The 23,455-nt window shown below is 47.0% G+C and carries 21 protein-coding genes; 10 read left to right on the forward strand and 11 right to left on the reverse strand.

Annotation, left to right across the window (positions count from 1 at the left end):
* Positions 1 to 7 precede the first annotated feature (7 nt).
* Together glmU and FO446_RS11025 are read left to right on the forward strand one after the other, a co-directional pair.
* Positions 8 to 1,384, forward strand: coding sequence for a bifunctional UDP-N-acetylglucosamine diphosphorylase/glucosamine-1-phosphate N-acetyltransferase GlmU (gene glmU, locus FO446_RS11020; RefSeq protein WP_237900641.1), 1,377 nt, complete (start codon positions 8 to 10; stop codon positions 1,382 to 1,384).
* Between the two features lie 90 nt (positions 1,385 to 1,474).
* Complete coding sequence (locus FO446_RS11025; RefSeq protein WP_232773089.1) at positions 1,475 to 4,465, forward strand: hypothetical protein; 2,991 nt, start codon at positions 1,475 to 1,477, stop codon at positions 4,463 to 4,465.
* A gap of 121 nt (positions 4,466 to 4,586) precedes the next feature.
* Here the strand turns inward: FO446_RS11025 and FO446_RS11030 are convergent, their stop codons facing one another.
* From FO446_RS11030 to FO446_RS11050, 5 genes are all read right to left on the reverse strand, one after another.
* Positions 4,587 to 5,987, reverse strand: a complete 1,401-nt coding sequence (locus FO446_RS11030) for a S8 family peptidase (protein WP_173609792.1) — start codon at positions 5,985 to 5,987, stop codon at positions 4,587 to 4,589.
* Between the two features lie 85 nt (positions 5,988 to 6,072).
* Positions 6,073 to 6,843 (reverse strand): Cof-type HAD-IIB family hydrolase, encoded by a 771-nt coding sequence (locus FO446_RS11035; RefSeq protein ID WP_237900643.1) that lies wholly within the window; start codon positions 6,841 to 6,843, stop codon positions 6,073 to 6,075.
* 112 nt (positions 6,844 to 6,955) lie between these two features.
* On the reverse strand, positions 6,956 to 8,071 hold the full coding sequence (locus FO446_RS11040; protein WP_017247792.1) for an ABC transporter ATP-binding protein: 1,116 nt from the start codon (positions 8,069 to 8,071) through the stop codon (positions 6,956 to 6,958).
* 112 nt (positions 8,072 to 8,183) lie between these two features.
* On the reverse strand, positions 8,184 to 9,191 hold the full coding sequence (locus FO446_RS11045; protein ID WP_232773091.1) for a PucR family transcriptional regulator: 1,008 nt from the start codon (positions 9,189 to 9,191) through the stop codon (positions 8,184 to 8,186).
* A 42-nt stretch (positions 9,192 to 9,233) separates the two neighbouring features.
* Entirely contained in the window at positions 9,234 to 10,133 is a 900-nt protein-coding gene (locus FO446_RS11050; RefSeq protein ID WP_173609847.1) for a metallophosphoesterase, read from the reverse strand.
* Positions 10,134 to 10,295: 162 nt separating this feature from the next.
* On the opposite strand from FO446_RS11050, the gene acsA reads away from it, so the two are divergent.
* Positions 10,296 to 12,011 carry an acetate--CoA ligase gene (acsA, locus tag FO446_RS11055; protein WP_173609789.1) on the forward strand — a complete coding sequence of 572 codons (1,716 nt, stop codon included), beginning with the start codon at positions 10,296 to 10,298 and terminating at the stop codon, positions 12,009 to 12,011.
* Positions 12,012 to 12,059: 48 nt separating this feature from the next.
* Here acsA and FO446_RS11060 read toward each other — a convergent pair whose 3' ends face one another.
* The 3 genes from FO446_RS11060 to FO446_RS11070 all read right to left on the reverse strand — a co-directional run bounded on the left by FO446_RS11060 (position 12,060) and on the right by FO446_RS11070 (position 14,678).
* On the reverse strand, positions 12,060 to 13,079 hold the full coding sequence (locus FO446_RS11060; protein ID WP_237900645.1) for a cation diffusion facilitator family transporter: 1,020 nt from the start codon (positions 13,077 to 13,079) through the stop codon (positions 12,060 to 12,062).
* Positions 13,080 to 13,106: 27 nt separating this feature from the next.
* Positions 13,107 to 14,147: a flavin-containing monooxygenase gene (locus FO446_RS11065; protein WP_221867228.1), complete on the reverse strand. Its 1,041-nt coding sequence runs from the start codon at positions 14,145 to 14,147 to the stop codon at positions 13,107 to 13,109.
* Positions 14,148 to 14,288: 141 nt separating this feature from the next.
* Positions 14,289 to 14,678: an ArsR/SmtB family transcription factor gene (locus tag FO446_RS11070; RefSeq protein ID WP_237900647.1), complete on the reverse strand. Its 390-nt coding sequence runs from the start codon at positions 14,676 to 14,678 to the stop codon at positions 14,289 to 14,291.
* A gap of 253 nt (positions 14,679 to 14,931) precedes the next feature.
* Here FO446_RS11070 and FO446_RS11075 point away from each other — a divergent pair, with 253 nt between their 5' ends.
* From FO446_RS11075 to FO446_RS11100, 6 genes are all read left to right on the forward strand, one after another.
* Positions 14,932 to 15,858, forward strand: coding sequence for a permease (locus tag FO446_RS11075; RefSeq protein ID WP_217367092.1), 927 nt, complete (start codon positions 14,932 to 14,934; stop codon positions 15,856 to 15,858).
* A gap of 10 nt (positions 15,859 to 15,868) precedes the next feature.
* Positions 15,869 to 16,867, forward strand: coding sequence for a TIGR03943 family putative permease subunit (locus tag FO446_RS11080; protein WP_173609784.1), 999 nt, complete (start codon positions 15,869 to 15,871; stop codon positions 16,865 to 16,867).
* A 17-nt stretch (positions 16,868 to 16,884) separates the two neighbouring features.
* On the forward strand, positions 16,885 to 17,334 hold the full coding sequence (locus FO446_RS11085) for a GNAT family N-acetyltransferase (RefSeq protein WP_237900649.1): 450 nt from the start codon (positions 16,885 to 16,887) through the stop codon (positions 17,332 to 17,334).
* Positions 17,301 to 17,573 (forward strand): alpha/beta hydrolase family protein, encoded by a 273-nt coding sequence (locus FO446_RS11090; protein WP_232773093.1) that lies wholly within the window; start codon positions 17,301 to 17,303, stop codon positions 17,571 to 17,573. The genes FO446_RS11085 and FO446_RS11090 overlap by 34 nt, the downstream gene beginning before the upstream one ends.
* Before the next feature lie 540 nt (positions 17,574 to 18,113).
* Entirely contained in the window at positions 18,114 to 19,613 is a 1,500-nt protein-coding gene (locus FO446_RS11095) for an Ig-like domain-containing protein (RefSeq protein WP_221867227.1), read from the forward strand.
* Positions 19,614 to 20,006: 393 nt separating this feature from the next.
* On the forward strand, positions 20,007 to 20,186 hold the full coding sequence (locus FO446_RS11100) for a hypothetical protein (protein WP_173609780.1): 180 nt from the start codon (positions 20,007 to 20,009) through the stop codon (positions 20,184 to 20,186).
* 426 nt (positions 20,187 to 20,612) lie between these two features.
* Here FO446_RS11100 and FO446_RS11105 read toward each other — a convergent pair whose 3' ends face one another.
* From FO446_RS11105 to FO446_RS11115, 3 genes are all read right to left on the reverse strand, one after another.
* The gene (locus tag FO446_RS11105; RefSeq protein ID WP_012685826.1) at positions 20,613 to 21,017 is read right to left on the reverse strand and encodes an SET domain-containing protein; all 405 of its coding nucleotides are present in this window, start codon (positions 21,015 to 21,017) and stop codon (positions 20,613 to 20,615) included.
* An 81-nt stretch (positions 21,018 to 21,098) separates the two neighbouring features.
* The gene (locus FO446_RS11110) at positions 21,099 to 21,746 is read right to left on the reverse strand and encodes a response regulator (RefSeq protein ID WP_173609779.1); all 648 of its coding nucleotides are present in this window, start codon (positions 21,744 to 21,746) and stop codon (positions 21,099 to 21,101) included.
* Entirely contained in the window at positions 21,743 to 22,549 is an 807-nt protein-coding gene (locus FO446_RS11115; protein WP_173609778.1) for a sensor histidine kinase, read from the reverse strand. Before FO446_RS11115 ends, FO446_RS11110 begins: the two co-directional genes overlap by 4 nt.
* A gap of 108 nt (positions 22,550 to 22,657) precedes the next feature.
* On the opposite strand from FO446_RS11115, the gene thiD reads away from it, so the two are divergent.
* Positions 22,658 to 23,452: a bifunctional hydroxymethylpyrimidine kinase/phosphomethylpyrimidine kinase gene (gene thiD, locus FO446_RS11120; RefSeq protein WP_232773095.1), complete on the forward strand. Its 795-nt coding sequence runs from the start codon at positions 22,658 to 22,660 to the stop codon at positions 23,450 to 23,452.
* The last annotated feature ends 3 nt before the right edge of the window (positions 23,453 to 23,455 follow it).

Below are 23,455 nucleotides of genomic sequence, written 5' to 3' on the forward strand. Positions count from 1 at the left end.
GGATCACATGACTAGTCGTTATGCAATTGTATTGGCAGCGGGAAAAGGGACACGAATGAGGTCTGCGCGATGCAAAGTGCTCCATGAGGTTTGTGGCAAACCAATGATCCAGCATATTGTCGACAGATTACATGGTCTTGGCATCCATGAGATTATTTTGATTGTAGGGCATGGGTCCGAGCAAGTGAAAAAGCAATTCGGTGCTTCTGTCCGCTATGCTTACCAGTCCGAGCAATTGGGGACTGCCCATGCAGTGATGATGGCGGCTGACCTCCTGCATGACAAACAGGGAACAACGATCGTGTTGAGCGGGGATACACCATTGGTGAGGGAGAAAACACTGGCGCAACTGCTCGAGCAACATGAAACTCAACATGCAGCAGCAACTGTATTAACAGCACGCGTAGACGATCCTACAGGGTACGGGCGATTGATCCGCAACGCAAACGGCTTTGTAGAACGGGTCGTGGAGCACAAGGATGCAACAGCCGAAGAACGGCTCGTATGCGAGATCAATACAGGAATGTATTGTTTCGACAACCAAAAGCTGTTTCAAGCCATATCTCGAGTGAAAAATGATAATGCCCAGAAAGAGTATTACTTGCCTGATGTTTTGAGTATTTTAAACGAGCAAAACGAGCGCATTGGGGCTTTTATGACCGATGATGCGGAAGAGGGGGGCGGCGTGAATGACAGAATCCAGCTGGCTTGCGCCGAGAGATTGCTCCGTATGCGAATCAATGAGCAGCATATGCAAAACGGGGTCACGATCATTGATCCAACCTCCACCTATATTGATGCCGATGTGTGTATCGGACCTGATACGGTTATTCATCCGGGAACGTACCTTCGCGGGAAAACAACGATAGGACCGGCTTGCGTCATCGGACCAAATGCAGACGTAAGTGATTGTATCGTAGGGGATAACGTAGAAATTCGCTACTCAAATGTATGTAATAGCACGATTCGAGATGGAGCTGTGGTTGGTCCTTATGCCTATATTCGTCCAGGTTCAGATGTAGGTGAGGGGGCGAAAGTCGGAGATTTTGTCGAACTGAAAAATTCACGTCTCGGGAAAGGTGCAAAGGTTGCTCATCTCTCGTATATTGGTGATTCTGATATTGGTGAATATGTAAACGTAGGGTGCGGTACAATCACTGTCAACTACGATGGCGTCCACAAGCATAAAACGATCGTTGGTGATCACGCCTTTATTGGTTGCAATGCCAACTTGATCGCTCCAGTTACCATCGGAGAGGGCGCTTATGTAGCCGCAGGCTCTACGATCACAGATGATGTTCCGAACGACGCTTTGGCCATCGCCAGAGAACGTCAGAGCATTAAAGAGCAGTATGCCAAACGGTTGATGACAACCCGCCCATAATCGCAGTCAGTAGGAGGATGTCTTATTTTTACAGCTAGCATAGAACCAGAACAAAATCGATCAAGCAAAAAAAAGCTACTGCTTGGTTTTTTGATCATCATCATACCAGTCATCGCAATCATCGCTTATTTGTATAAGACTCCGCCGATGATCGCGACCTGGATTTGGAATACGCAGCTCATTGTTACAGAAAGAGAAGAAATCATCGCATTTGCCAAGCAACATGACGTCAATCTCATTTATTTGCATATTGACCAAGAAAATGTTGCCCATCAAGATTATCGTTCCTTTATTAAGGAAGCAAATGCATCCGGCATTCGCGTGGATGCTCTTGCGGGAGATCCGGTCTGGTCTCTCGTTTCTAATCGAAAAAGTATTACCACCTTCTTAAACTGGGTTCAGACCTATAATAAATCAGCAGGAGAAGGTGAAAGATTCAGCGGCCTCCATCTCGATATAGAACCTCACGTACTACCCGAATGGAATGAGAATAAAGAAGTAATCAAAAACGAATGGGTAGCCAATATCGAATACTTGTCCGCGGAAATCAAAAAGGACCCAGCGTTGGAGCTAAGTGTCGATATTCCGTTTTGGATGTACGAGCTGTCGCTGGCAGACCAATCGGAAACGGTCAGCAAGTGGCTGGTCAGCACGCTAGATCATGTAACGTTAATGGCCTACCGCGACAGGATAGAGGGACCGAACGGGGTATTGGAAATTGTGAACCCGATCATGAACGAAGCGAACGGTCACAAAAACAAAGTGGTCGTAGGCCTTAACCTGCTGCAAAGCGCAGAAGGAGAAAACACAACCTTTTATGAGGAAGGGCATGGCGGATTGGAGGAGCAGCTGGCCGTTCTCGAAGATAATCTCGAAGAATTTGGAGGCTACGCCGGATACGCCATCCATGATTACGAGAAGTGGAAGGAACTGGTCAAAAAAAGCGAAGCCCAAATGGAAGCAAGCAAAGCGGCAAAACCGATGCCTGTATTCGAAGGTGAAGGCAAGAAGCTGGTTGCCAAAGTAGACGGCGGGGATATTGCCCTCTATAACGGGCAAGGCTGGGAACCCGTGTTTTGGGCGGGAATCAACCTGGGTGCAACGACACCAGGGCACTATCCTGGAGAGCTCTCCCCGACCCGCGAAGATTACTTGCGCTGGTTTTCACAGATGAAAGAAATGAATAACAAAGTCGTCCGCATTTATACAATTCTACCTCCGATTTTTTATGAGTCATTACATGAATTCAACCAAAAGCAGGAAGAGCCGTTGCTCCTACTGCAAGGAATCTGGTCGCCGGATGAAGCGCTCGCGGGTGAAGATCGGAAAGGACGGGATGCATTTACTCCCGAGATAACCAGAGATTTTCGCCAGGAGATTAAAGACGCTGTACAAGCAGTCCATGGAGACGTGACTCTCCCGGAGCGGTACGGTCGTGCCAGCGGTGAATATCGAACAGATGTGTCGGAATACTTGGTAGGGTGGATACTCGGTACCGAGTGGCATCCGTATACGGTACAGGTGACGAATGCAACAAATCTGGACATGCCTCCTTATCAGGGAAAATATATCATAACAACGGAAAAAGCGTCTCCTTTTGAAAGCTGGCTTGCCTCCATGCTTGATTATTTGGCTGAGGAAGAGATGAAATATGGATGGCAGCATCCGGTATCGTTTACAAATTGGCTGACGACCGATCCGCTGTCGCATCCCAACGAGCCGCTGCCGCAAGAGGATATGGTCTCGATTGACCCGATGAATCTGAAAGCCTCGGCGGAATGGACAGCTGGTTACTTTGCCGCATATCATGTCTATCCGTATTACCCGGACTTTTTGCGATATGAGGGAAAGTATCAAACGTACCGGGATTCAAGCGGCAAGATAAATCCGTATGCCGGCTACCTGCGTGATTTGCGTGCCCACCACAAAGGAATCCCATTGTTAGTTGCCGAATATGGCGTACCTAGCTCGCGAGGAATGACTCATTATGGGCCTGCTGGACGGAATCAGGGAATGCATACGGAACAAGAGCAAGGCGAGATGAACGCCGATATGCTGCGCAGTATTTTTGAAGAGGGTTACGATGGTGCACTTTTATTCGCATGGCAGGATGAATGGTTCAAATTTACTTGGAATACGATTGACCTGGAGCTGCCTTGGGAACGGAGGGCAATGTGGAACAATCCGTTAACAAACGAGGAGAAATTTGGCGTCATCGCGGTCGAACCTGGTAATTACGTATCTGACCAGATCATCCTTGATGGGAAAACAGCAGATTGGGAAAAAAGACTTCAGCGTGTCAAACGTGCTTATCCCGGATTTGATCTCTCTGTTTCACACGATGAAGCGTACCTGTATCTCATGCTAAAGAAGAGCGAAGGGGTTTGGGATTTCTCAAAGGACAGGCTGGATATTGGCTTTGATACGCTGAGTGGTGGGAGTCGAACAGCTGATCAAGCACCAGGAATTACATTTTCCCAAGAGATCGAATTTTTATTGCGAATGCAAGGGGAAAGCAATTCTCGCATTTTTGTCAATAGCGCCTATGATCAGCATAGTTGGCTATATGGGTATATCAAGGGAATGCTGCCTTGGGATGAACGTTATGATCAAGCAGATAGGGGCATATTCTTGCCATGGAAGCTGACACTAAACAAAGCATTGTATTTACCGGAAACCAAGAAAAAAATGCCTTTCGAAGAGTTGGAAGTGGGCATCATGAAACCAGGGATTTCCGATCCAGAAGATCCGACGTACAACTCATTGGCGGATTGGTATGCAAAAGGCAATGTTTTGGAAATACGTATTCCTTGGATGTTTCTGGGGTATACTGACCCGAGTAGCAAACAGGTTTGGAAATACCCGTATGAGGCGAATGGAATCGTTCCAACCGAAAGTAAAGGGGTTGGTGTGGAAGTATTTGCACATTCCAATCAAAAGCCATTCTCTCGGGAAGCTTCCAAACCACTCTTGTACCAATGGGACAAATGGGATTTGCCAACGTACCATGAACGAAAAAAGCTGAGCTTTGAGATTTTGCGCAAGGCGTACAAAGCATATGGTATGCCAAGGCATGAGTAACGAAAAAGGTGGTTAGATGCCACCTTTTTCTATTCGAATCGCTCCGAAATGTATATAAAAAGGCGTACAAACCTTAAACGGGGACGTACGCCTTTTTGTTCACCGAAATTTATTACTGCATTTATTGTGCCCCAAAACGCAGACGTTGGAAAAACTTGGTAAGTAAGCCGCCAATTGTTTTTGGAGGCTGTTCCGTTTTGACTTGCTCGACCGGTTGGGCTTGGCGAAGGGCTTGGTTCACGTTAATGATACCGTACCCGTACAACTGGTCGTGACCTGGAGCTCCGAGGTCAGTTGCGGAATGTCTAATGAGATTCATCACGTCTCGGGTGTTCATGTCGGGATGAATGGAACGGATGAGCGAAGCGAGTGCAGCGACGTGAGGACATGCCATCGAAGTACCGGATAGCGAGGCATAGTCGCTATAAATGTACGTGCTCGGAATATCGACCCCGGGAGCAGATACATCTACATAATCGCCAAAGTTGGAAAAATCGGCGCGTTCCTTGCGGTGATCGACAGCGGCAACGGCCAGGACTTCATCATAGGCTGCAGGAAAGCTAGGTTGATCACTTGCGTCGTTTCCGGAAGCCGCGACCAACACGACATTCCTTTCAAAGGCGTAGCGACAAGCTTCCCGTAGAGCGGCTGAGGAGGTATAGTTGCCTACGCTCAAGTTGATGACATCCGCTCCGTTATCAGTCGCCCAATAAATACCTTGTGCGATGTCTACAGCTGATCCCGAGCCGTCTGCGCCAATGGCTTTGACCGGCATAATCTTGCTATTCCAGGACATCCCGGCAATGCCATCTCTGTTATTCGTTTTCGCCGCTATGACACCTGATACATGGGTTCCATGACCATTATCATCCTCGGGTTTGTTACTGCCATCCAAAACGTTATAGCCTTTGACCAGCTTACCGGCAAATTCCGGATGCTTCATATCCACACCTGTATCGACGACTGCAACGATGACATCACTGCTACCTTCACTGACGTCCCAGCTTTGCTCCATGCCGATCAGAGGAAGATTCCACTGGTATTCCTTGTAGTACGTATCGTTTGGTTTCACGTTCGGGAGTAAAAGGTAATTTGGCTCGGCAAATACGGAGTCAGGATGTTCAGCCAGTTTTTTCATGAGCTGCTTGGTAGTCATGCTCTTTGATTTGATAATGAGAAATTTGTCAAAGTCGCGCTTGATCTTGGCATCCAACGAAGAAACGAGCTCATCAATTTTTTCTTGCTTGGGTCGAGGGGAAAAGCGCACGACAACTTCATTTTCTACATAATGACTGCGATCACGCTGGTTATGATGAAGCGTTTGGATATGGCTTTTTGTCTCCAGGTCACGACGAATGTCTTTCACTTGTTCAATGTAGTTAATGCGGGGAATTCTCGCTTGAACGGATGTCACGCGGGGATGAGGTTCGCGCATTTCCTGCTCTGCATTCTGATTCATCCGATACGGGACAACTACGAGACCGACCAAGGCAATAGCGGCAACAAAAGGCCAGACGCGCAAAAAAACTCACTCCCTCCAGTGCTGTTATCTATATCGTGCACATGAAGGGAGTGATTATGAAGGAAATAGCTTACAATTGGCGTGACTAGATTAATCCAAGCTTTGCTAAACCATGTTGAATGCCATTGTCGTTTACGTGGAGCGTAATCATATTGGCGAACGGCTTCAATTCTTCATGAGCATTCCCCATCGCTACCCCCATACCAACATAGGAGAGCATCTCTTTGTCGTTCAATCCATCTCCAAAGGCAACAGCATCCGCAGGAGTGAGTCCAAAATGTTTCAAGACGGCTTCAATTCCTTTTGCCTTGGAGCCGTTTGGGGGCAAAATATCCATGCAGTGTTCATGCCAACGAATGTAAGTAACGTCACGGAATTCTCCTGTGTACCTTGCTTCATCAGGACCACAGTATAGAAATGCTTGATAAATCGGCGTTTCCTCCCAGTAGCGATGGCGATACGCTGGGTATTCCAGTCCCAACCAATCAAAAGACTCGATGATATGTGGGTGGTCCATCGCATTGGCATAGAAGTGATCTGCGCTCAAAAATACCATCGGATGGGAATAACCCTCAGCCATTTGTTCTAGCTGTGCCAATGTTTCTGTAGCAATTGGCGTGTGATGAATGATCTTTCCTTCACTCTTCACATACGACCCGTTAAAGCCCACGAATGTCTCAATGCCTAGTTGCTCAGCGATTGGCATCAAATGATAAGGAGCTCGTCCTGTTGCGATCGCGACATGGACACCGTTTTGTTTTAATGTCTGTATGGCGTCCACCGTTGTTTGTGGAATGATGTGATCGGTGTTCAGTAAGGTTCCGTCAATGTCAAAAAAGACGATTTGATAAGCCACTTCTTATCCGCTCCTCTCCACGCTCTCTCTCTAGGTGTTCTCTCTATAAAAAGTTTTGCACAAAAAAATAGGAAAAGGAATGCCGTTTGAGACACTCCTTTTCATTTCGCTATTAGAATACAGCTACTTCTGTCTCGCTGTCAAATACATGACATTTGGCAAGATCCATCGCTAGTTTTACCTTCATCTTTGGTTTGAGCGCTTCACGAGAATCCACACGCGCTACCATCTGGGTATCTCCGATATTGTGGAAATAGACATACAATTCGGAACCCATGTTTTCTACGACTTCCACTTCTGCTTCCAGTGAGCTCTCAAATGGATTTGCTTCCATAAAAGAAGCGTCGCTGTAAATGTCCTCGGGGCGAATCCCAAAAATAACCTGCTTATTTACATAACCTTTTTCCCGTAAAGTCTTGGCTTTATCTTCCGGGAAGCGTACATGAATATTTTGGGCATCAAAATAGAGTGCTCCGTCTTTCTCAGAAAGATTCCCTTTCACAAAGTTCATCGCAGGGGAGCCGATGAAGCTTGCTACAAACAGATTGACTGGATGATTGTAGATTTCAGTCGGGGTTGCCACCTGTTGGATGAGGCCGTCCTTCATGACGACGATCCGGTCTCCCATAGTCATGGCTTCCGTTTGATCGTGCGTCACATAAATGATTGTGGTATTCAAGCGTTGATGCAGTTTCAAAATTTCCGTGCGCATTTGTACACGTAGCTTCGCATCGAGGTTGGACAACGGTTCATCCATCAAAAATACTTGCGGTTCACGCACGATAGCACGGCCCAGTGCGACACGCTGTCTTTGTCCCCCGGACAGCGCTTTTGGCTTGCGGTCTAGCAAATGCGAAATATCGAGAATTCGAGCTGCATCTTGAATGCGCTTATCAATATCGGATTTGGAGAATTTGCGCAATTTCAGACCGAAAGCCATATTTTCATATACATTCATATGCGGATAGAGTGCATAGCTTTGAAAAACCATGGCGATGTCGCGATCTTTGGGAGCCACATCGTTGACACGGCGATCGCCTATGTATAAATCACCTTCCGAAATCTCTTCCAGACCCGCAATCATGCGCAGCGTGGTAGATTTTCCACAACCAGATGGTCCGACTAGAACGAGGAATTCGCGATCTTGAATTTCCAAGTGAAAATCGTCTACTGCCGTAACGTTGTTTCCATATCGTTTATAAATGTGGGAAAGACTTACCTTTGCCATGAAAAAGGCACCTCCTCGGGTTTGTGAAGAGAGAGAATTCTTGGATGACTGTAATGGTAGGGTACCAATTCATTTGCAAGTTGGATACGGACATTATATACAAAATGTTTTGTTAATTTTGACGAAAGAGAAGGTAGAGCTGGAGCATGACGGCATCAGGAAACAATCGCGGGTCTAATCCGGTTTGTTCCGTCAGCTTGTCCAATCGATACAACAGTGTATTCCGGTGAAGGAAGAGCTGTCGTGCTGTATCGCTTACATTCAACTGTCTGGCGAACAAGGTATCTAATGTTTCCAATTGTTCATCTGTCATGTGCGGAACGGTTATGACAGCGGTTAGCTCGTTGGCGATTGCGGCTGCTATTTCTTTGGGGAGAGAAGCCGCCCATCGTTCCAATGGATAAGACCAATCTCCAGCAACCATCATTTGTGGTCGATAGGTTTGAAGGGCACGGGCCAGTGATAATTGCTGTAAAAGAGTGTCGCCCAATGCTAGTGGACTCGCGATTGGCGATCCAACAACAAGGCGAACGGGTTCCATCCATTCCATCGAAATCAGATCATGCAGCCCAGATGCCCACTCCAAAAGCTCTGAAGCCGTTTTTTGGTGATCGAGCATGGAGACAGGGATGATGAGAAGGGCATGTGTTTGCGTTAGCGGAATGAAATCAGGTGCTCCTTCAAAAAAATCATTCAGCAAGGGCTGCAAGGAATCCCATTCTCCCTTTTGATCCGGTCTGCATCGCTCTAATAAAAAGGAGACGCGAGCTTCTTTCCACGGCCATTTTGCTTCCAGCTGAGCAGGAATTGCAACAGGGGAACCGGAGACAATGCCCGAAAGCCAATTGGATATCTGTTTTGGGAGGGGAAGCGTTGTTGGGTCATCCATATGAGGAAAAATCAGATCCAGCAACGCCCGGGCTGAAGCATGCCAAGATGCCGTTTCGATAAGAATCAATGTCATTACACCGTTACTCGAATGGAGGGCAACTGGTTCCCAACCTTTTTGTACCCAATCCTGCTGGGCTTGTGCAGCTTCCGTTTGTGAGACTTGTACATATTCGATAGGTAAATTCGTCGTTTGTCGGATGTGCTCGACATCTCTCTTCCATTTTTCCACAAGGTGACCCCCATCTCGACACGAAAGTAAGGCTATTATACCTTAGTCGAGGGCAAGCGTGGCAGCAGTTTCTTGTAGGGCCGGAGCTGGAGCGGCTATCACGCTGAATGGAGCATCACTGCCCAATACATGCAAGGTTATCTCGGGACGGGAACGCAGGCGGATGTTTACCCCTGTTTGCCCCAGGCCCTCACTGATGTAAAAGGGTCGACCATCCATCTCATGAAGACCTTTCACGATATTTAGCTTCGGCAATTTCCCCATCTTTACGAGATGAAAGGGACGAGGCCAATGGATCTGACCTCCGTGAAAATGCCCTGACAACAAATAATCGTAAGCATACTCCTTCATGTGCAAAACTATATTAGGATCATGAGTCAAGACGAGCCTTGCTCCTGTCTCGGGAACACCGAAGAAAGACTTGGCCAGGTTGCTATGGCGCGTACTGAAATCATCCACACCGATAAGGTGCAGGGGTTGCCCTTTGTGATAGATCGTTTCATTTTCGTTGACAAGAACATGACAGCCAATTCGTTCCAACTCAGATTTTAACTGTGCAAGCTTGAAAGGGGTAAGCACGTAGTCGTGATTGCCAAAAACTACATAAGTTCCGAGTGTCGGCTGTAATTGCTGGAGACATTGCACAAAAGCAACTGCCTTCGGAATGTTTTTGTCGCGGTCGAGCAAGTCGCCGGTAATCGCAATCAGGTCTACCTGACGCTGCGAGAAGTCATCGACAATGCGCTGGGGTAATACAGATAAGTTTTCCATGTGCAAATCAGACAGATGCAAGATCGAAATCGGTTCAAAATCATGCGGTTGTTGAAGATGCCGTGATTTTTGCAAGGGTATTGCTACTTCTTTTATTTGAACATCAAATGTATTGCGATAGGCTCGAAAAAGCAACAAGGCGATAGCGCCAAGTAAAATAAACCAGATCATCAAGGTCAGCCATCTCCTTTACGATAAGCGTACCGTCAATTATACAAGAAAAAGTTCGCAATCGAATAAGTAGGTTCTGGCAGGAGGAATTACGCAAAAAATGTAGAAATATTATGAATGTTGCGTAGTGAGAAAAACGATGTAGAGTAGGAGAGTGAAGACATGAACGTAGAGAAAATTCCAGCAACGGAAGGCCCTTATAATCTGGAAAATTATGACGAAGCATATGCGAATTTTGATTGGGCGGATGTGGAGAAGCAATTCTCTTGGTATGAGACCGGGAAAGTGAACATGGTGTACGAAGCCATTGATCGACATCTCGCTACTGATCGGAAAGACAAAATTGCTTTGATGTACAGCAATGCAACGAGAGACGAGACTTATACGTTTGCGCAATTAAGCGAATTATCCAATAAATTCGGGAATGTTTTGCGGAATTTGGGCATTGTAAAAGGGGACCGCGTTTTCGTCTTTATGCCGCGTTCGCCGGAGCTTTATGTAAGCGTTTTAGGCACGATCAAGATTGGCGCGATTGTAGGGCCGCTGTTCGAAGCGTTCATGGAAGCAGCAGTGCGTGATCGTTTGGAAAATAGCGAAGCCGTTGCGATCGTTACGACGCCTGCACTCTTGCCGCGCATTCCCGTAAGCGACCTGCCTGCCCTAAAACACGTGATTGTTGTAGGTGCAGAAGAGGAGCTAAAAGAAGGTCACATCCGCTTTGAAAAAGCGATGGAAGAAGCCTCCACCGAGCTGGAAATCGAATGGGTCGATCGTGAGGATGGCATGATCCTGCACTATACCTCAGGCTCAACCGGTAAGCCAAAGGGTGTCCTGCATGTCCACAATGCCATGATCCAGCATTATCAAACTGGGAAATGGATTCTCGACCTGCAAGAGGATGATATTTATTGGTGCACAGCAGACCCAGGCTGGGTAACGGGTACTTCCTATGGCATTTTTTCGCCTTGGTTGAATGGAGCGACGATTGTTGTACGTGGCGGACGTTTCACTCCCGAAGATTGGTATAAAGTCATTGAGAAAAACAAAGTATCGATCTGGTTCAGTGCTCCGACTACGTTCCGCATGTTTATGGGGGCAGGGGATGAACTCGTCAAGCAATTTGACCTGTCCAGCCTGCGTCACGTCCTGAGCGTTGGCGAACCACTCAATCCTGAAGTTGTTCATTGGGGCATGCGCGTGTTCAATCAACGCATTCATGACAACTGGTGGATGACGGAGACAGGTGCCCAACTAATTTCTAACTATCGCTGTATGGCGATCAAGCCTGGATCGATGGGTAAGCCGTTCCCAGGTATTTATGCAGCGATTATTGACGATCGAGGAAATGAGCTGCCGCCGAATCGTATGGGGAACCTGGCAATTCGTGCGGGCTGGCCGGCCATGATGAGACAAATCTGGAACAACCCGGCGAAGTACGAAGAATACTTCAGCATCCCGGGCTGGTATGTATCCGGGGATTCTGCCTACAAGGATGAAGAAGGCTACTTCTGGTTCCAAGGCCGTATTGATGATGTGATCAATACTTCCGGTGAGCGAGTCGGTCCGTTTGAAGTAGAGAGCAAGCTGGTGGAGCATCCAGCAGTAGCCGAAGCAGGCGTCATCGGCAAACCGGATCCGGTTCGTGGTGAAATTATCAAAGCATTCATCGCGCTGCGAGCTGGGTATGAGCCAAGTGAAGCGTTGATGGAAGAAATTCGCAAGTTTGTGAAAGAAGGACTGGCTGCACATGCTGCTCCTCGTGAAATCGAATTCCGCGACAAGCTGCCAAAAACACGTTCCGGAAAAATCATGCGCCGCGTCTTGAAAGCGTGGGAATTAGGTCTACCGACTGGTGACCTGTCTACAATGGAAGATTAATCACAGGAAAACCATCTCTCGAAAATGTCGGGAGATGGTTTTCTTTTTTTAGGAATGGCTATGTTGTTTATGATCATGTGGATGGTCGTGGTCATGGTTGTGCTCATGGTTATGATCGTGATCGTGGGAATCGGCTGTTGCCTGGCAATGTAAGTCACCATGTAGAGTAGAGGAATTCTCAATCTGGATGGTAGCGTGTGTAATGCCGAATTCTTTTTCCAAAAGGACCAGCGCGTCATTTAATACAGGGTAGCTGGGCAAATCGTCTTGAACAACCAAATGGCATGTCAGGGAATCAAATCCGGAAGTAACCGTCCAAATGTGCAGGTCATGCACTCTGATAACTCCAGGCAGTTGACTGAGTCGCTCTTCCACTTTTGTTGTATCCAGTCGTGAAGGGGCGCCTTCCAGCAAAATATTGACAGATTCTTTCGTTACGCGCCATGCGCTCAGCATGATTAGGACAGCCACGACGATACTGATAATTGGGTCGGCGATGTACCAGCCAAAAGCCCACATCAGGATACCACCAGCGATTGCGCCGACAGAACCGAGAAGATCGCCGAGAACGTGGAGATAGGCACTGCGTACATTGACGTTATTTTTGGTATCGCCACGCATGAGTACAATGGCTGCAGCAATATTTGCCAAGAGTCCGACTGTGGCGATGATGATCATGGAGCCACTGGCAACCTCAGGCGGATTCCACATGCGTTGGAACCCTTCCCAGAAAATGAACAAGGATATCAGTACAAGTGTCACACCATTGGTCAGGGCAGCCAAGATTTCAAAACGTTTCAACCCGAATGTTCTCTTTGCAGAAGGTGGTCGTGCAGCGAAATGCACAGCGATTAAGCTCAAAAGAAGCGCTAATGCATCGCTTAACATATGCCCAGCATCAGAGAGCAACGCCAAACTATTGGTGAGGAAGCCCCCGATGGTTTCTACAACCAAAAATACAGCAATGATGAGGAAAGAAATGAGAAGAGCTCGTTTACTGGCTCCTTTTCCATGGTGATGGTGATCGTGACCATGACCATCTCCATGATCGTGATGATGAAAGCCCATGATAGAATCCTCCTTATAGAAAAGAATTTATAGATATTCCACTAGATAAAGGGCGTCTTTTCCTACACCACCCATAAGCGCTGACGCTCTCGTATGCTGCCAGGGAAGTCCGAGAAAGGATAGGCCAGGTACTTTTGTGATACCCCGAAGATGAATGGGTCTGCCTTTCGAATCCAGCACATCTGGAATACTCAACCAATCGTAGTTTGGTCGAAAGCCAGTGGCCCACAATACGTTATTGACTGTTGCCTCTGTTCCATCTGCAAAATAAACGGTACGCCCATTAACCTGTACGGCTCGAGAAACCAACCGCAATGCTCCTGAGCGAGAGAGCTCGCGCACCTGCTTTTTATAGCCGAATATTGGATCGGGTGAGCTGCGCATTTTCTTGCCGATCCAGGTAGAGTAGGGAGCATCGAGTAATCCAAGTGTCTTCATGTAATCAAATATAGGTTTTCCAAATAGGAAGTTTGGCAAGTAAGAGCGTGATTCTCCCTGTGAAAAAATAACAGGTCGATGAGCGGCGAGTTCTACCGCAATCTGTGCTCCAGAGTTGCCGCTGCCAACGACAAGGACCGGGCCGTCGATGAGCTGGCTCTCATTCTTGTACTGCGAAGTGTGCAGTTGATGAACGGTGTGGTCCAAGCTGTTCGCAATACCTGGGATAAACGGCGTATGAAATGGCCCTGTTGCAATGACGACTTGCTTCGCGAAGAGCAGACGGTCTTGTGTCCGTACTTGGAAGCGGAAACCAATTTTGCTGAGTTCCATGACAGTCGTACCCAGCATGACAGGCAATTCGAAATGTTTGGCGTACAATTCTAGGTAGTCTGCTGCTTCATCCTTGTTCGGGAGCGTATTCCGCTCTCCGGGAAACGCAAGGCCAGGTAGTTGATTATGTTTACGTGGTGTAAAAAGCACCAGTGAATCGTAGCGTTGCCGCCAACTGTCCCCGATCCGTTGGTTTTGCTCCACGATGACAAAACGACGATTTTTACGCTTGAGCGCATATCCGAGCGCAAGTCCTGCCTGCCCTCCGCCAATTACGATGACGTCATAATCATTCATGAGTAGTGCCTTCTTTCTGGTAAGGATTACCTACATCATATCACATTCATTATCATATTCAAGTAATTGTTTGAATGTTTTTTGAAAATCAGCAAAAAAGGCCGCCACATTGGTGACGGACCTGTTTAAAATCCAGTGGATTTACGGTTTTTGTTGTTTCAATTCGGCAGCATGTTCAATTCCACACATGATTAAATGGCGGACATGATCATCATCGAGTGAGTAATAGACGAGCTTGCCACTTTTTCGATAACGGGCGAGACCCATGTTTTTTAACAGTCGCAGATGGTGAGAGGTATTGGGGATCGAACTATTGATAGTTGCTGCGACATCACAAACGCATAGTTCTCCTTCAAGCGCCAGCGCGTAAATGATTTTTGCTCGGGTATCGTCTGCGAGAGCCTTGAAGAGAGGGGCGACACCTTCCGTCTCCATCATCCTGGGCCGAAGCCTGTTTACTTTTTCTTCATCAATCGTCTGGACTTCACAAACCTCGAGATCAGTGGGAATGCGCTGAATGTCTTCGTTCACTTCATTCACCCCAAACCGTACCATTTTCCACCATTATAAGACGGATACAGGGGGAAGGGAAGGCTGGACAACCTGTTCTTCTTGTAAAAAAAGTAAAGGAGAAGAAGGAATAAAAGGTGTCTTTATCTAAATAGGAATGATACCTATTTGTAAATGGAGAGGAGAGAATTCCCACTTGATTCTGAAGATTCGCCAATTCCTGGTTGAAATAATCGGGGCGCTCCTGCTTGGACTAAGTGTCGTTTGGTTAACAATGGGCACGGACAGCAGCTTGTTTTCCGGTTGGAGCATTGAGTGGTCCCCTTTGTGGCTTGATGTGAAAACCTTTTTCCTTAGTATTTGGCTGGAAGCAATCCCGTTTGTCCTCCTGGGTGTATTCTTTTCTGCGTTTATCCAGACATTTGTGACAGAAGAGCAGGTGAGGCGCTGGACACCGAAGCATCCACTCGTTGCCCTGCCGTTTGCCGGGTTGCTCGGATTTTTGTTCCCCGTATGTGAATGTGCCATTATCCCTGTGGTTCGTCGTTTGATCCAAAAAGGGATGCCCCTGTCAGTCGGGATTGTTTTCTTATTGGCGGGACCGATTGTGAATCCCGTTGTTTTGTCATCGACCTATGTCGCTTTCACTCGTCAGCCGGAAATGGCTCTCTACCGGGGCATTGCGGGATTCGTTGTTGCGCTAATTGTAGGCATGCTTGTCTTCCTGTTTGTCAAAAAAAATCCGATACGGCTTGGCATGGAAGCACAAATCAGTCATGAAGCCGACCATGTAAAAGCGACGGGTGGAAAGCTGTCCTCGACGTTTGCCCACGCGGTAGATGAATTTTTTGACATGGGAAAATATTTGTTGTTTGGTGCGTTTATCAGTGCGCTTTTACAGGTGTACATCAGCAGGGATACGCTTATGGACATCGGTCAAACGCCGCTCACCTCCCATTTGGTCATGATGGGGATGGCGTATTTGTTTTCGCTTTGTTCAGAAGCAGATGCGTTTATCGCTGCTTCCTTTGCCAATACGTTTTCAAGCAGCTCGTTGCTTGCATTTTTGGTTTTCGGCCCCATGCTCGATTTAAAAACGACGTTGATGCTATTTGGAACATTCCGTTTTGGTTTTGTTATCAAGCTGGTCGTGGCTATTACGCTTTTAGTGATTTGCGTCACCATGCTCATACCGATATAAGGAGGAGAATATGGATCAGAACAAATTGAAGCGTCATCATATCATGCGCAGTTTGATTTTGGCGGGCATTACAGCGTTGTTGGCCTATTTGATCCTGTCGGAAACACTCAGTCACTATCTCGCACCGCGATTGCACATGTTCAGCTATGTCACGCTCGTCATCCTAGCCCTGTTGACCATTGTCAGCATACGGCAAATTTTTGTAGGCAGTAGCGTTTACGATTGCGATTGTGAGGAGCAACACAAAGTTCCGCGTACACCTATCGGCTCCCTTTTGGTTTATGGATTGTTTGTACTCCCCATCGTAATGGGATTTGTCATGCCGGATAAAATTCTTGGCAGTGATGTCGCACAGAAGCGGGGGATCACGCTGCTCAGCAATGATGTACGAAAGCTGGCGGATGTTACGGCGAACGCGAATGTGAATGCGAATGCAGAAGAAAATGTGAAGCAGAAAGCAGAAGGAAAAGAAGATGCCGAACAAAGCGTAGAACCACAGCCAGAGGCAACCAATCAAGTAGCAATACCCCCGGTTCAAGCAACAGACGACGAACAATTGCGACAGCGATTCTCGAACGAGGGATTTGGTGACTTTTACACGGATATCGCCGTCTTTTTACATAAACAGCCAGTAATCGAACTCAATGACAAGGTGTTCCTGGACGGACTCACCACGATGGAGCTATATGCAAAAGAATTTGCTGGAAAAGAGCTTGAGACAATGGGATTTGTATATCGGCAGCCTGACTTTACCAAGCAGCAGTTTGTCGTAGCGCGTTTTTCCGTCACCTGCTGTACAGCAGATTCCAGTGTTTATGGTGTTCTGGTGGAAAAAGAGGACGCGAACAAATGGAAAAAGGATAGCTGGGTAAAAGTACGCGGAAAGCTTGAGTTGCGTCAGGTAGACGGGTACGACATGCTTGTTCTCAAAGCCTCTCAAGTAGAAGCCGTTTCCGCACCCAAAGATCCTTATGTGTATTACAGCTTTGAATCAGCACCAGACAGTTAAAATGCGGGGGAACCGAAATGATCGTGCGACTAGATTTACAGCATGAACAAACGGTACAAAAACTTTGGAACATGCAGCAAAGAGCGTATCGTGTAGAGGCGGAGATAATCGGTACAGAAGATATTCCTCCCCTGCGAGAATCGGTAGAACAACTAAGAGCATGTGGAGAAACGTTTTATGGCTACATAGAGGGAGGCGAGCTGGCTGGGGCTGTATCTTTTTTGATCGAAGGAGATACATTGGATATTCACCGAATGATTGTAGATCCTATTCATTTTCGCAAGGGAATCGCGAGTCAATTGCTCGCCTCTGTCCACGAGCATGGCAGCAGCAAGATCATCGTCGCGACTGGCTCTTTGAACGAACCGGCCGTTCGGTTGTATGGGAGACATGGTTTTACCTTGACGGATAAAAAAGAAGTGAAGCCCGGTTTGTGGCTATCTTTTTTCGAGAAAAGGATAAAGTAAGTCCCCGCACATCCACTGCTATAGAGTATGTTCGTCCGGATGCTCCGCCCATATTGATTATGCATGGTGATGCAGATGATGTAGTGCCCTATGAACAAAGCGTTGAATTTTTTAATGCATTACGTAGAGCTGGAAACAATGCAAGTATGTATAAAATTAAGGGAGCAGGGCACAACGGTTTCACACAACAGCAAACAATGGAAGTTGTTAAAGCTTTTTTCGACGAACATTTAAAATAAGAGATAGTGACCTAATAGAGAAGGATCTCATAAAAAAGGATAGTCCCGTGAGCTAGCGAGGGGTTGGCGATATGCTTTTCTTCTTCAACTCAAAACTAAATGACTGGAATTTTGGCTCCTTTTTAGTCACTAAAAAAACTCCCTAGTACTGCAATGGGGAAGAAGAGAGTTTTAGAGTCGGTCCGATAATTATTGGTGCCTTCGGGGGAGTCATGGGTTGCGTCCTAAATAGTTAGGTTAGACAACATGGTGGAATTTTATTTATGCAATGTTCCGCGGACGATAGGAGCGGAATCAGGAGAAGATCTAGGCCATTTTCCTAGGTCTTTTGTATTCGTCGAAATCCCGTTTGTATGCGTAATCCCCTCCAGTAGTCACTAAGTAGGAAGAAGTAGGAAAAAGGTTTAACGAGGACTTGCTTTCCGATTTATTGCCTAGGAATAAGGTTACTGTACAAGATTGTCATGCTCATGCTCTTATATAAGTAGGAATAGGTTGGAAAAACATTTCCAATATCGCTAAAAATGGAGTGTGGAAAACATGAGAACAAGGGAAAAGAATCATTTCCGTTGCCGGCGGTTCTTGATCCGGATGGTTGGCTTCTCGTTGGCGGCATCGCTTTGTCTGATCGGACAAGCTTCCGCTGCCGATGATGAGATCCAACTGAAGTGGGAACAGCGTTATACGAAAGAGGAGACGCGGGAGTTAGTCCAAAAGGTCGTCCCGACGAAAGATGGAGGCGGGCTGGTCTGGGCAAACGGGACGAACAGTGATTATCGCATACTCCCCCCTTTGCTGGTGAAAGCAGATGGAACGGGTCAGGAAGAATGGTCAAAGCGCATGCCGGAAGAGTTCTTTATCGCCGACGTGGAGCAGGCGAAAGAAGGCGGATATCTAGTGATGGGAGCGCTGCGCTCGGAGCCGGACAAGCTGCAGTTGATCAAATTGAGTGAAACCGGAGATGAGGAGTGGACGAAAGCAATTGAGGTAGAGGGAGGGGCGATGATACCGGACAGATACGTCCTGCTGTACAGTGATTTCGCCGAAACATTCGACGGTGGTGTGGTCGCAGTAGGCCACAAATACCTCGAAGAGAGTGGACAGTACCTATACAATATCGTGAAGATCACAGCATCAGGTGAAATCGAATGGGATAAGCCGTTGAGCAACTCGGCTCATCGGGTTTTTGTTACCAAAAGCGGGGAAATGTTTGTCCAAGGCAGTGTGTTCTCCGGCGATGCTCACCTGTACGTGGCAAAGCTGTCCGAAGAAGCGGACAAGCTTTGGGAACATACCTACGAACAGAAGGGTTCAATCACAATCAAATCAGTCCTCCCATCGACCGATGGCGGGCTTCTCGTCACCGGATACACCAACCGCTTCAACTCTGACCCGGGTTTCGATGACATCGTTGCGTGGCATATCGATTCGGAGGGGAAAGTTGTTTGGCAGAAGCTTTACGATACCGAAGTGGGAAGTGGAGAAGTGTCGGACGGAGAAAGAGGCTTATTGTTGTCCGAGACAGCGGATGATGGCTACATGCTGATCGGGCTGATGGATTCGATAAACGCTGACCCTTCCAAATGGAATTTCAAGAAGTTGGATCACTCTGGCGACCTTTTGTGGGAGAGAACGATCTCGTTCCCGCAAATACGCGTTGCTAATGCGGTTCCCCAGGGAAATGACCAGTACTTGTTATTGGGCGAATATTGGGAAAAAAGCACAACAATGGCGGACAAGCGAGACATCTATCTGATCAAATACGGCAAAACAAAAACCATCGTCTCCCTTGAGCCGCAAATGCAAATGCACAAACTGAAACTGGATAAAGGCGATACAGAAGAACTTAAGGTTACGGCTGTTTATGATGACGATACCAAAGAAGATCTGACGAACGGGGTTCAATGGACCTCTTCCAACGAAGAAATGGCCGTGGTTGACGAGAATGGACGAGTTACGGCCAAAGAGAAGGGAAAAGTGCAAATCATCGCAACCTTTCAAGGAAAAAAAGCAGTATTCTCGGTCCAGGTGAAAGGGTAGATACTCAAATTGCGTCAATAGATAACGTACTTAACCTCCTGTCAAAGAGATAGGAGGTTCTTCCCATTAACATCGTCGAAAGATGTCCCAACCAGCCTCAAACATGTTTCTACAAGTAGGGGGTGAACAGTTTAGCGTACGAGGTCAATGCCCCACGGGTAGGGACGTTCTACCCCGGCTACGTAATCGTAGAACCATATTAAAAATGATAAACCAGTAAAAATTGGCTGACCTCATAATACGAACGGGCAGGATAGCATAATTATTAATTCGGTAAGCGGAGTTGATGAGGTGATATTGTTTTAAGAAAAATGAAACAATCAGGTAGGGGTCAACGTAAAAGGTATCATTCTTGTTTTACAGCCAAAGATCTTGTACACGGAGGATTAAATTGTGAGAAAACAATGGGGTGGCAAAATCGCTATTGTATTAGGGATGGTACTGTTTGTTCTGCAATATTATTTTCAGACCTTTGAATATAACTATATTTTAATAGGGCTAGGGGTGATTCTCTGCCTGATGGGAGGGTTCCTGGTTTCGGGCGATTCTCCCAAAAAGGAAACAAAGATGTGATCCTGTCAACCTTTCCCGGCAAAGCGTCGGTGAACGATACCACAACAATGTTTATTCTTTTCTACATGGACATTAGCAATTTAATGCTAGTGTCTTTTTGTATTGATTACGATTCATCATAATCCTTGTGTAATGTAGACTTCTCATTCCGTAGACAGTTTTTAAAGGTTAAGATGTGATTGGACTGGATATAGATTACTATGATTTTCAAGAGAATCCAGATGCAATGAATATAGAAGCAAAGAAGAGTATATTCAAATGGAACGTAGGGGAATTAACAAGACTATGCAATAGATACCTTTCCACGAGAAGGCGAAAGCCCGCCCAAATAGCTTGGGAAGGGATAGAGTTGCACAAAACAACCCGGATAACGGGCACTTTCCCAAGTGTCTGTTTCCGGGTTTTCTTTCTTTTTACAGCATAAGCTTATTTGGTATCGTCTGTTTCTTTCTGTTGGTCTTCGTAAAACCAGAGAGGATCATCGCAATCCTCATCACCATTGTAGTTGATTAAGATTTCTTCACCCGCTTGAATGTCCGTATACGCATAAAAATCAAACGTGTGGTTGTCGAAATTAATCTCATACGTGGCATTTGGCGTGTAGGAATGATTAAATAGCATACCATACCCTAACAAGAAGGCCGTGTGATTAGCACCGTACTCAAATGCATAATCCGCGAGCAAGGTTTTCTCAATATGCTCATGCTCTTCGTTCAAATAAGGCAGCACGGGCGCTTCATGAATCAGGTCGCCTTTTCGGATATCTTGCGTTGCAAATACACCTCTATTTAATTCTCCATTGCTTAGTTTGGAGGTCTTGACTTCGATCATGCGGATCACCTGCATTTCTTATGTCTGTGGAAAACGTATCTTTCTAAGGATGACAGTTGATCGAGCAGAAAGCAATGTTTTTTATTTGATAACCAAATGATGGCGAACCGCGTAAGCAGCGAGCTGGACGCGATTAGCCAATTGCAGCTTCTCGAGAATGTTTTTCAGGTGGTTTTTCACTGTGTTTTCTGCGATGATCAGCGCTTCGCTTATTTCCCGATTCGTTTTTCCTGCTCCCACATACATGACAATCTCTCTCTCTCGCGGGGTCAGAACAGCAGGGACCATTTCATCTGTGGTTTCTTCTTGACGGAAGCGGTACATGAGTCGTGTTGCCATTTCGCGAGTCAATTCACTGTCCTCGCCGAGCAAGGCATGCAAGTAGTTAATCCAGTCGTCAGGCTCTAAATTTTTCAGCAAGTAACCTTGGGCACCGAACTGAATGGCAGTGATCAGGTCAGCAACGTCATCGGAGACGCTGAGAATGACTACCTTGATGTGCGGGTATGCTTTCTTGACCTCGCGGGTCGCTTCGAGTCCGCTCCATTTCGGCATGTTGATGTCCATGAGCACAAGATCCGGTTGTATTTGTCCGCATAAGAGAAAGGCTTCCTCACCATTTTGTGCTTCTCCGATGACTTCAAAAGAGGGATCTGGATCAAGGAGGCTGCGAATGGCCATACGAGCCATCGGGTGGTCGTCGGCGATCAATACACGGTAAGCGTTCATAGTGTTTTTCCTCCTGAATAAGAAGATAAGCGGATGATCGTGCCGCCTGCCGGTCGCACCTGAATGTCGAGGTAGGCGTTCAACTGGCGTGCTCGCTCGCGCATCATGGACAAACCGTATTTTTTCGTATCGGGAGAAGGGTTGGAAATCCCAATGCCATCGTCCTCAACGGCGAGAATCCAGCCAGTTGTTTCATCTGTCGTGAGGTGAATCCACGAATGCTTGGCCTGAGAATGCTTGCGAATGTTGGCAAAAGCTTCCTGGATGATCCCAAACAGTTGTACTTCTGCGGTGGGAGTAAAAAAGCCGTCTTTGACGTGCAATTCGCTAGCAACGTCGATTCCTGATAAAGCGCTCCATTGGGCCAACCATTTCTCAAGGCGTTGATCCAGACTGCCTTCTTCTGGCAATGAGCGCAAGTTAAAGATGGCTTGGCGTACATGATTGTCGATGGCAGATACAGCGACCCGTGCATCGTCCAATTGTCCCTGCTTCAGCTTTACGTTGAGGAAGAACAAAGACTGTGCAATCCCGTCGTGTAATTCGCGGGCAAGGCGTTCCCGTTCTTCATAAACAGCGCGACGGGCTTGTTCCTCGACGATTCGTGCATTCATTTGTTTAAGTGTGTGAAACATCCAGGTAGCAAATAAAAAAGAGAGAAAGAGCGTCAAGAGGGTAATGTACACATTTCCAGCTTCCATAGACATATAAGGCAGCAGAAAGTCGTGACGGATGAATTCAAAACCCCCGATGATGATGGTTGGAATCAAAAAGGTCAACCAATAAAAGATTCGATAGGACATGCAGATGCCTCCTTGCATGACTGTTGGCAAACATTCCTTAAGTATACCGAATGGGACGAGCGGATGGTATACTCAGGTGAGAAAAGGTGGAAAGCAGGAGGGAATATCATGAGCACGATTGCGAAAGCATTGACGATAGCGGGTTCAGATAGCGGTGGGGGAGCTGGGATTCAGGCAGATCTGAAAACCTTTCATCAACTCGGTGTGTACGGGATGAGTGCGATCACCGCAATCACTGCACAAAATACATTGGGTGTAGCAGGTGTTTATCCGTTGCCGACAGAGGCAGTTGCCCAGCAAATGCATGAGGTGTTGCGTGATCTTGGCGCTGACGCGGCGAAAACGGGCATGCTGTTTCACGCTGATATCATTCGTGTTGTTGCGGAAGAGATCAAAGCATTTGGCCTGAAAAAGCTGGTGGTAGACCCGGTGATGATTGCCAAGGGAGGGTCAAAACTACTGTTGGATGAGGCGATCGTTGCATTGAAAACAGAGTTGTTGCCGTTGGCGGAAGTCGTCACACCTAACTTGCCGGAAGCAGAATGCTTGACTGGCATGAGAATCGAGACGACAGATGAGATGCGCGAAGGGGCAAAAGCGATACATGCGTTGGGCGCCCGCAATGTCCTGATGAAGGGTGGACATATGCAAGGGGACGTTGTCGTTGATATTTTGTTCGATGGTACCGCATTCCATGAAATATCCCATGAGCGTATTCATACACGCCATACGCACGGTACAGGTTGTACATTCTCCGCGGCTCTTACAGCAGAGTTAGCCAAACATACACCGCTCATCACTGCGGTAGAAAAAGCAAATCGCTTTATTTTCGAAGCAATTAAGACAGCACCCCAATTGGGTGGCGGGCATGGGCCGACCAACCACTGGGCGGTTGTAGACTAAGTT

Origin of the sequence: Brevibacillus brevis, from assembly GCF_022026395.1 — a bacterium.
Taxonomy (GTDB): domain Bacteria; phylum Bacillota; class Bacilli; order Brevibacillales; family Brevibacillaceae; genus Brevibacillus.

Excerpts from the sequence above, each read along its gene's own strand:
- thiD (WP_232773095.1), top strand. The coding sequence starts at position 22,658 with ATGAGCACGATTGCGAAAGCATTGACGATAGCGGGTTCAGATAGCGGT.
- FO446_RS11105 (WP_012685826.1), bottom strand. The coding sequence starts at position 21,017 with ATGATCGAAGTCAAGACCTCCAAACTAAGCAATGGAGAATTAAATAGA.
- FO446_RS11075 (WP_217367092.1), top strand. The coding sequence starts at position 14,932 with ATGGGCACGGACAGCAGCTTGTTTTCCGGTTGGAGCATTGAGTGGTCC.
- FO446_RS11115 (WP_173609778.1), bottom strand. The coding sequence starts at position 22,549 with ATGTCCTATCGAATCTTTTATTGGTTGACCTTTTTGATTCCAACCATC.
- FO446_RS11050 (WP_173609847.1), bottom strand. The coding sequence starts at position 10,133 with ATGATCTGGTTTATTTTACTTGGCGCTATCGCCTTGTTGCTTTTTCGA.
- FO446_RS11040 (WP_017247792.1), bottom strand. The coding sequence starts at position 8,071 with ATGGCAAAGGTAAGTCTTTCCCACATTTATAAACGATATGGAAACAAC.
- FO446_RS11065 (WP_221867228.1), bottom strand. The coding sequence starts at position 14,147 with ATGAATGATTATGACGTCATCGTAATTGGCGGAGGGCAGGCAGGACTT.
- FO446_RS11110 (WP_173609779.1), bottom strand. The coding sequence starts at position 21,746 with ATGAACGCTTACCGTGTATTGATCGCCGACGACCACCCGATGGCTCGT.
- FO446_RS11080 (WP_173609784.1), top strand. The coding sequence starts at position 15,869 with ATGGATCAGAACAAATTGAAGCGTCATCATATCATGCGCAGTTTGATT.
- acsA (WP_173609789.1), top strand. The coding sequence starts at position 10,296 with ATGAACGTAGAGAAAATTCCAGCAACGGAAGGCCCTTATAATCTGGAA.
- FO446_RS11060 (WP_237900645.1), bottom strand. The coding sequence starts at position 13,079 with ATGGGCTTTCATCATCACGATCATGGAGATGGTCATGGTCACGATCAC.
- FO446_RS11095 (WP_221867227.1), top strand. The coding sequence starts at position 18,114 with ATGAGAACAAGGGAAAAGAATCATTTCCGTTGCCGGCGGTTCTTGATC.
- FO446_RS11085 (WP_237900649.1), top strand. The coding sequence starts at position 16,885 with ATGATCGTGCGACTAGATTTACAGCATGAACAAACGGTACAAAAACTT.
- glmU (WP_237900641.1), top strand. The coding sequence starts at position 8 with ATGACTAGTCGTTATGCAATTGTATTGGCAGCGGGAAAAGGGACACGA.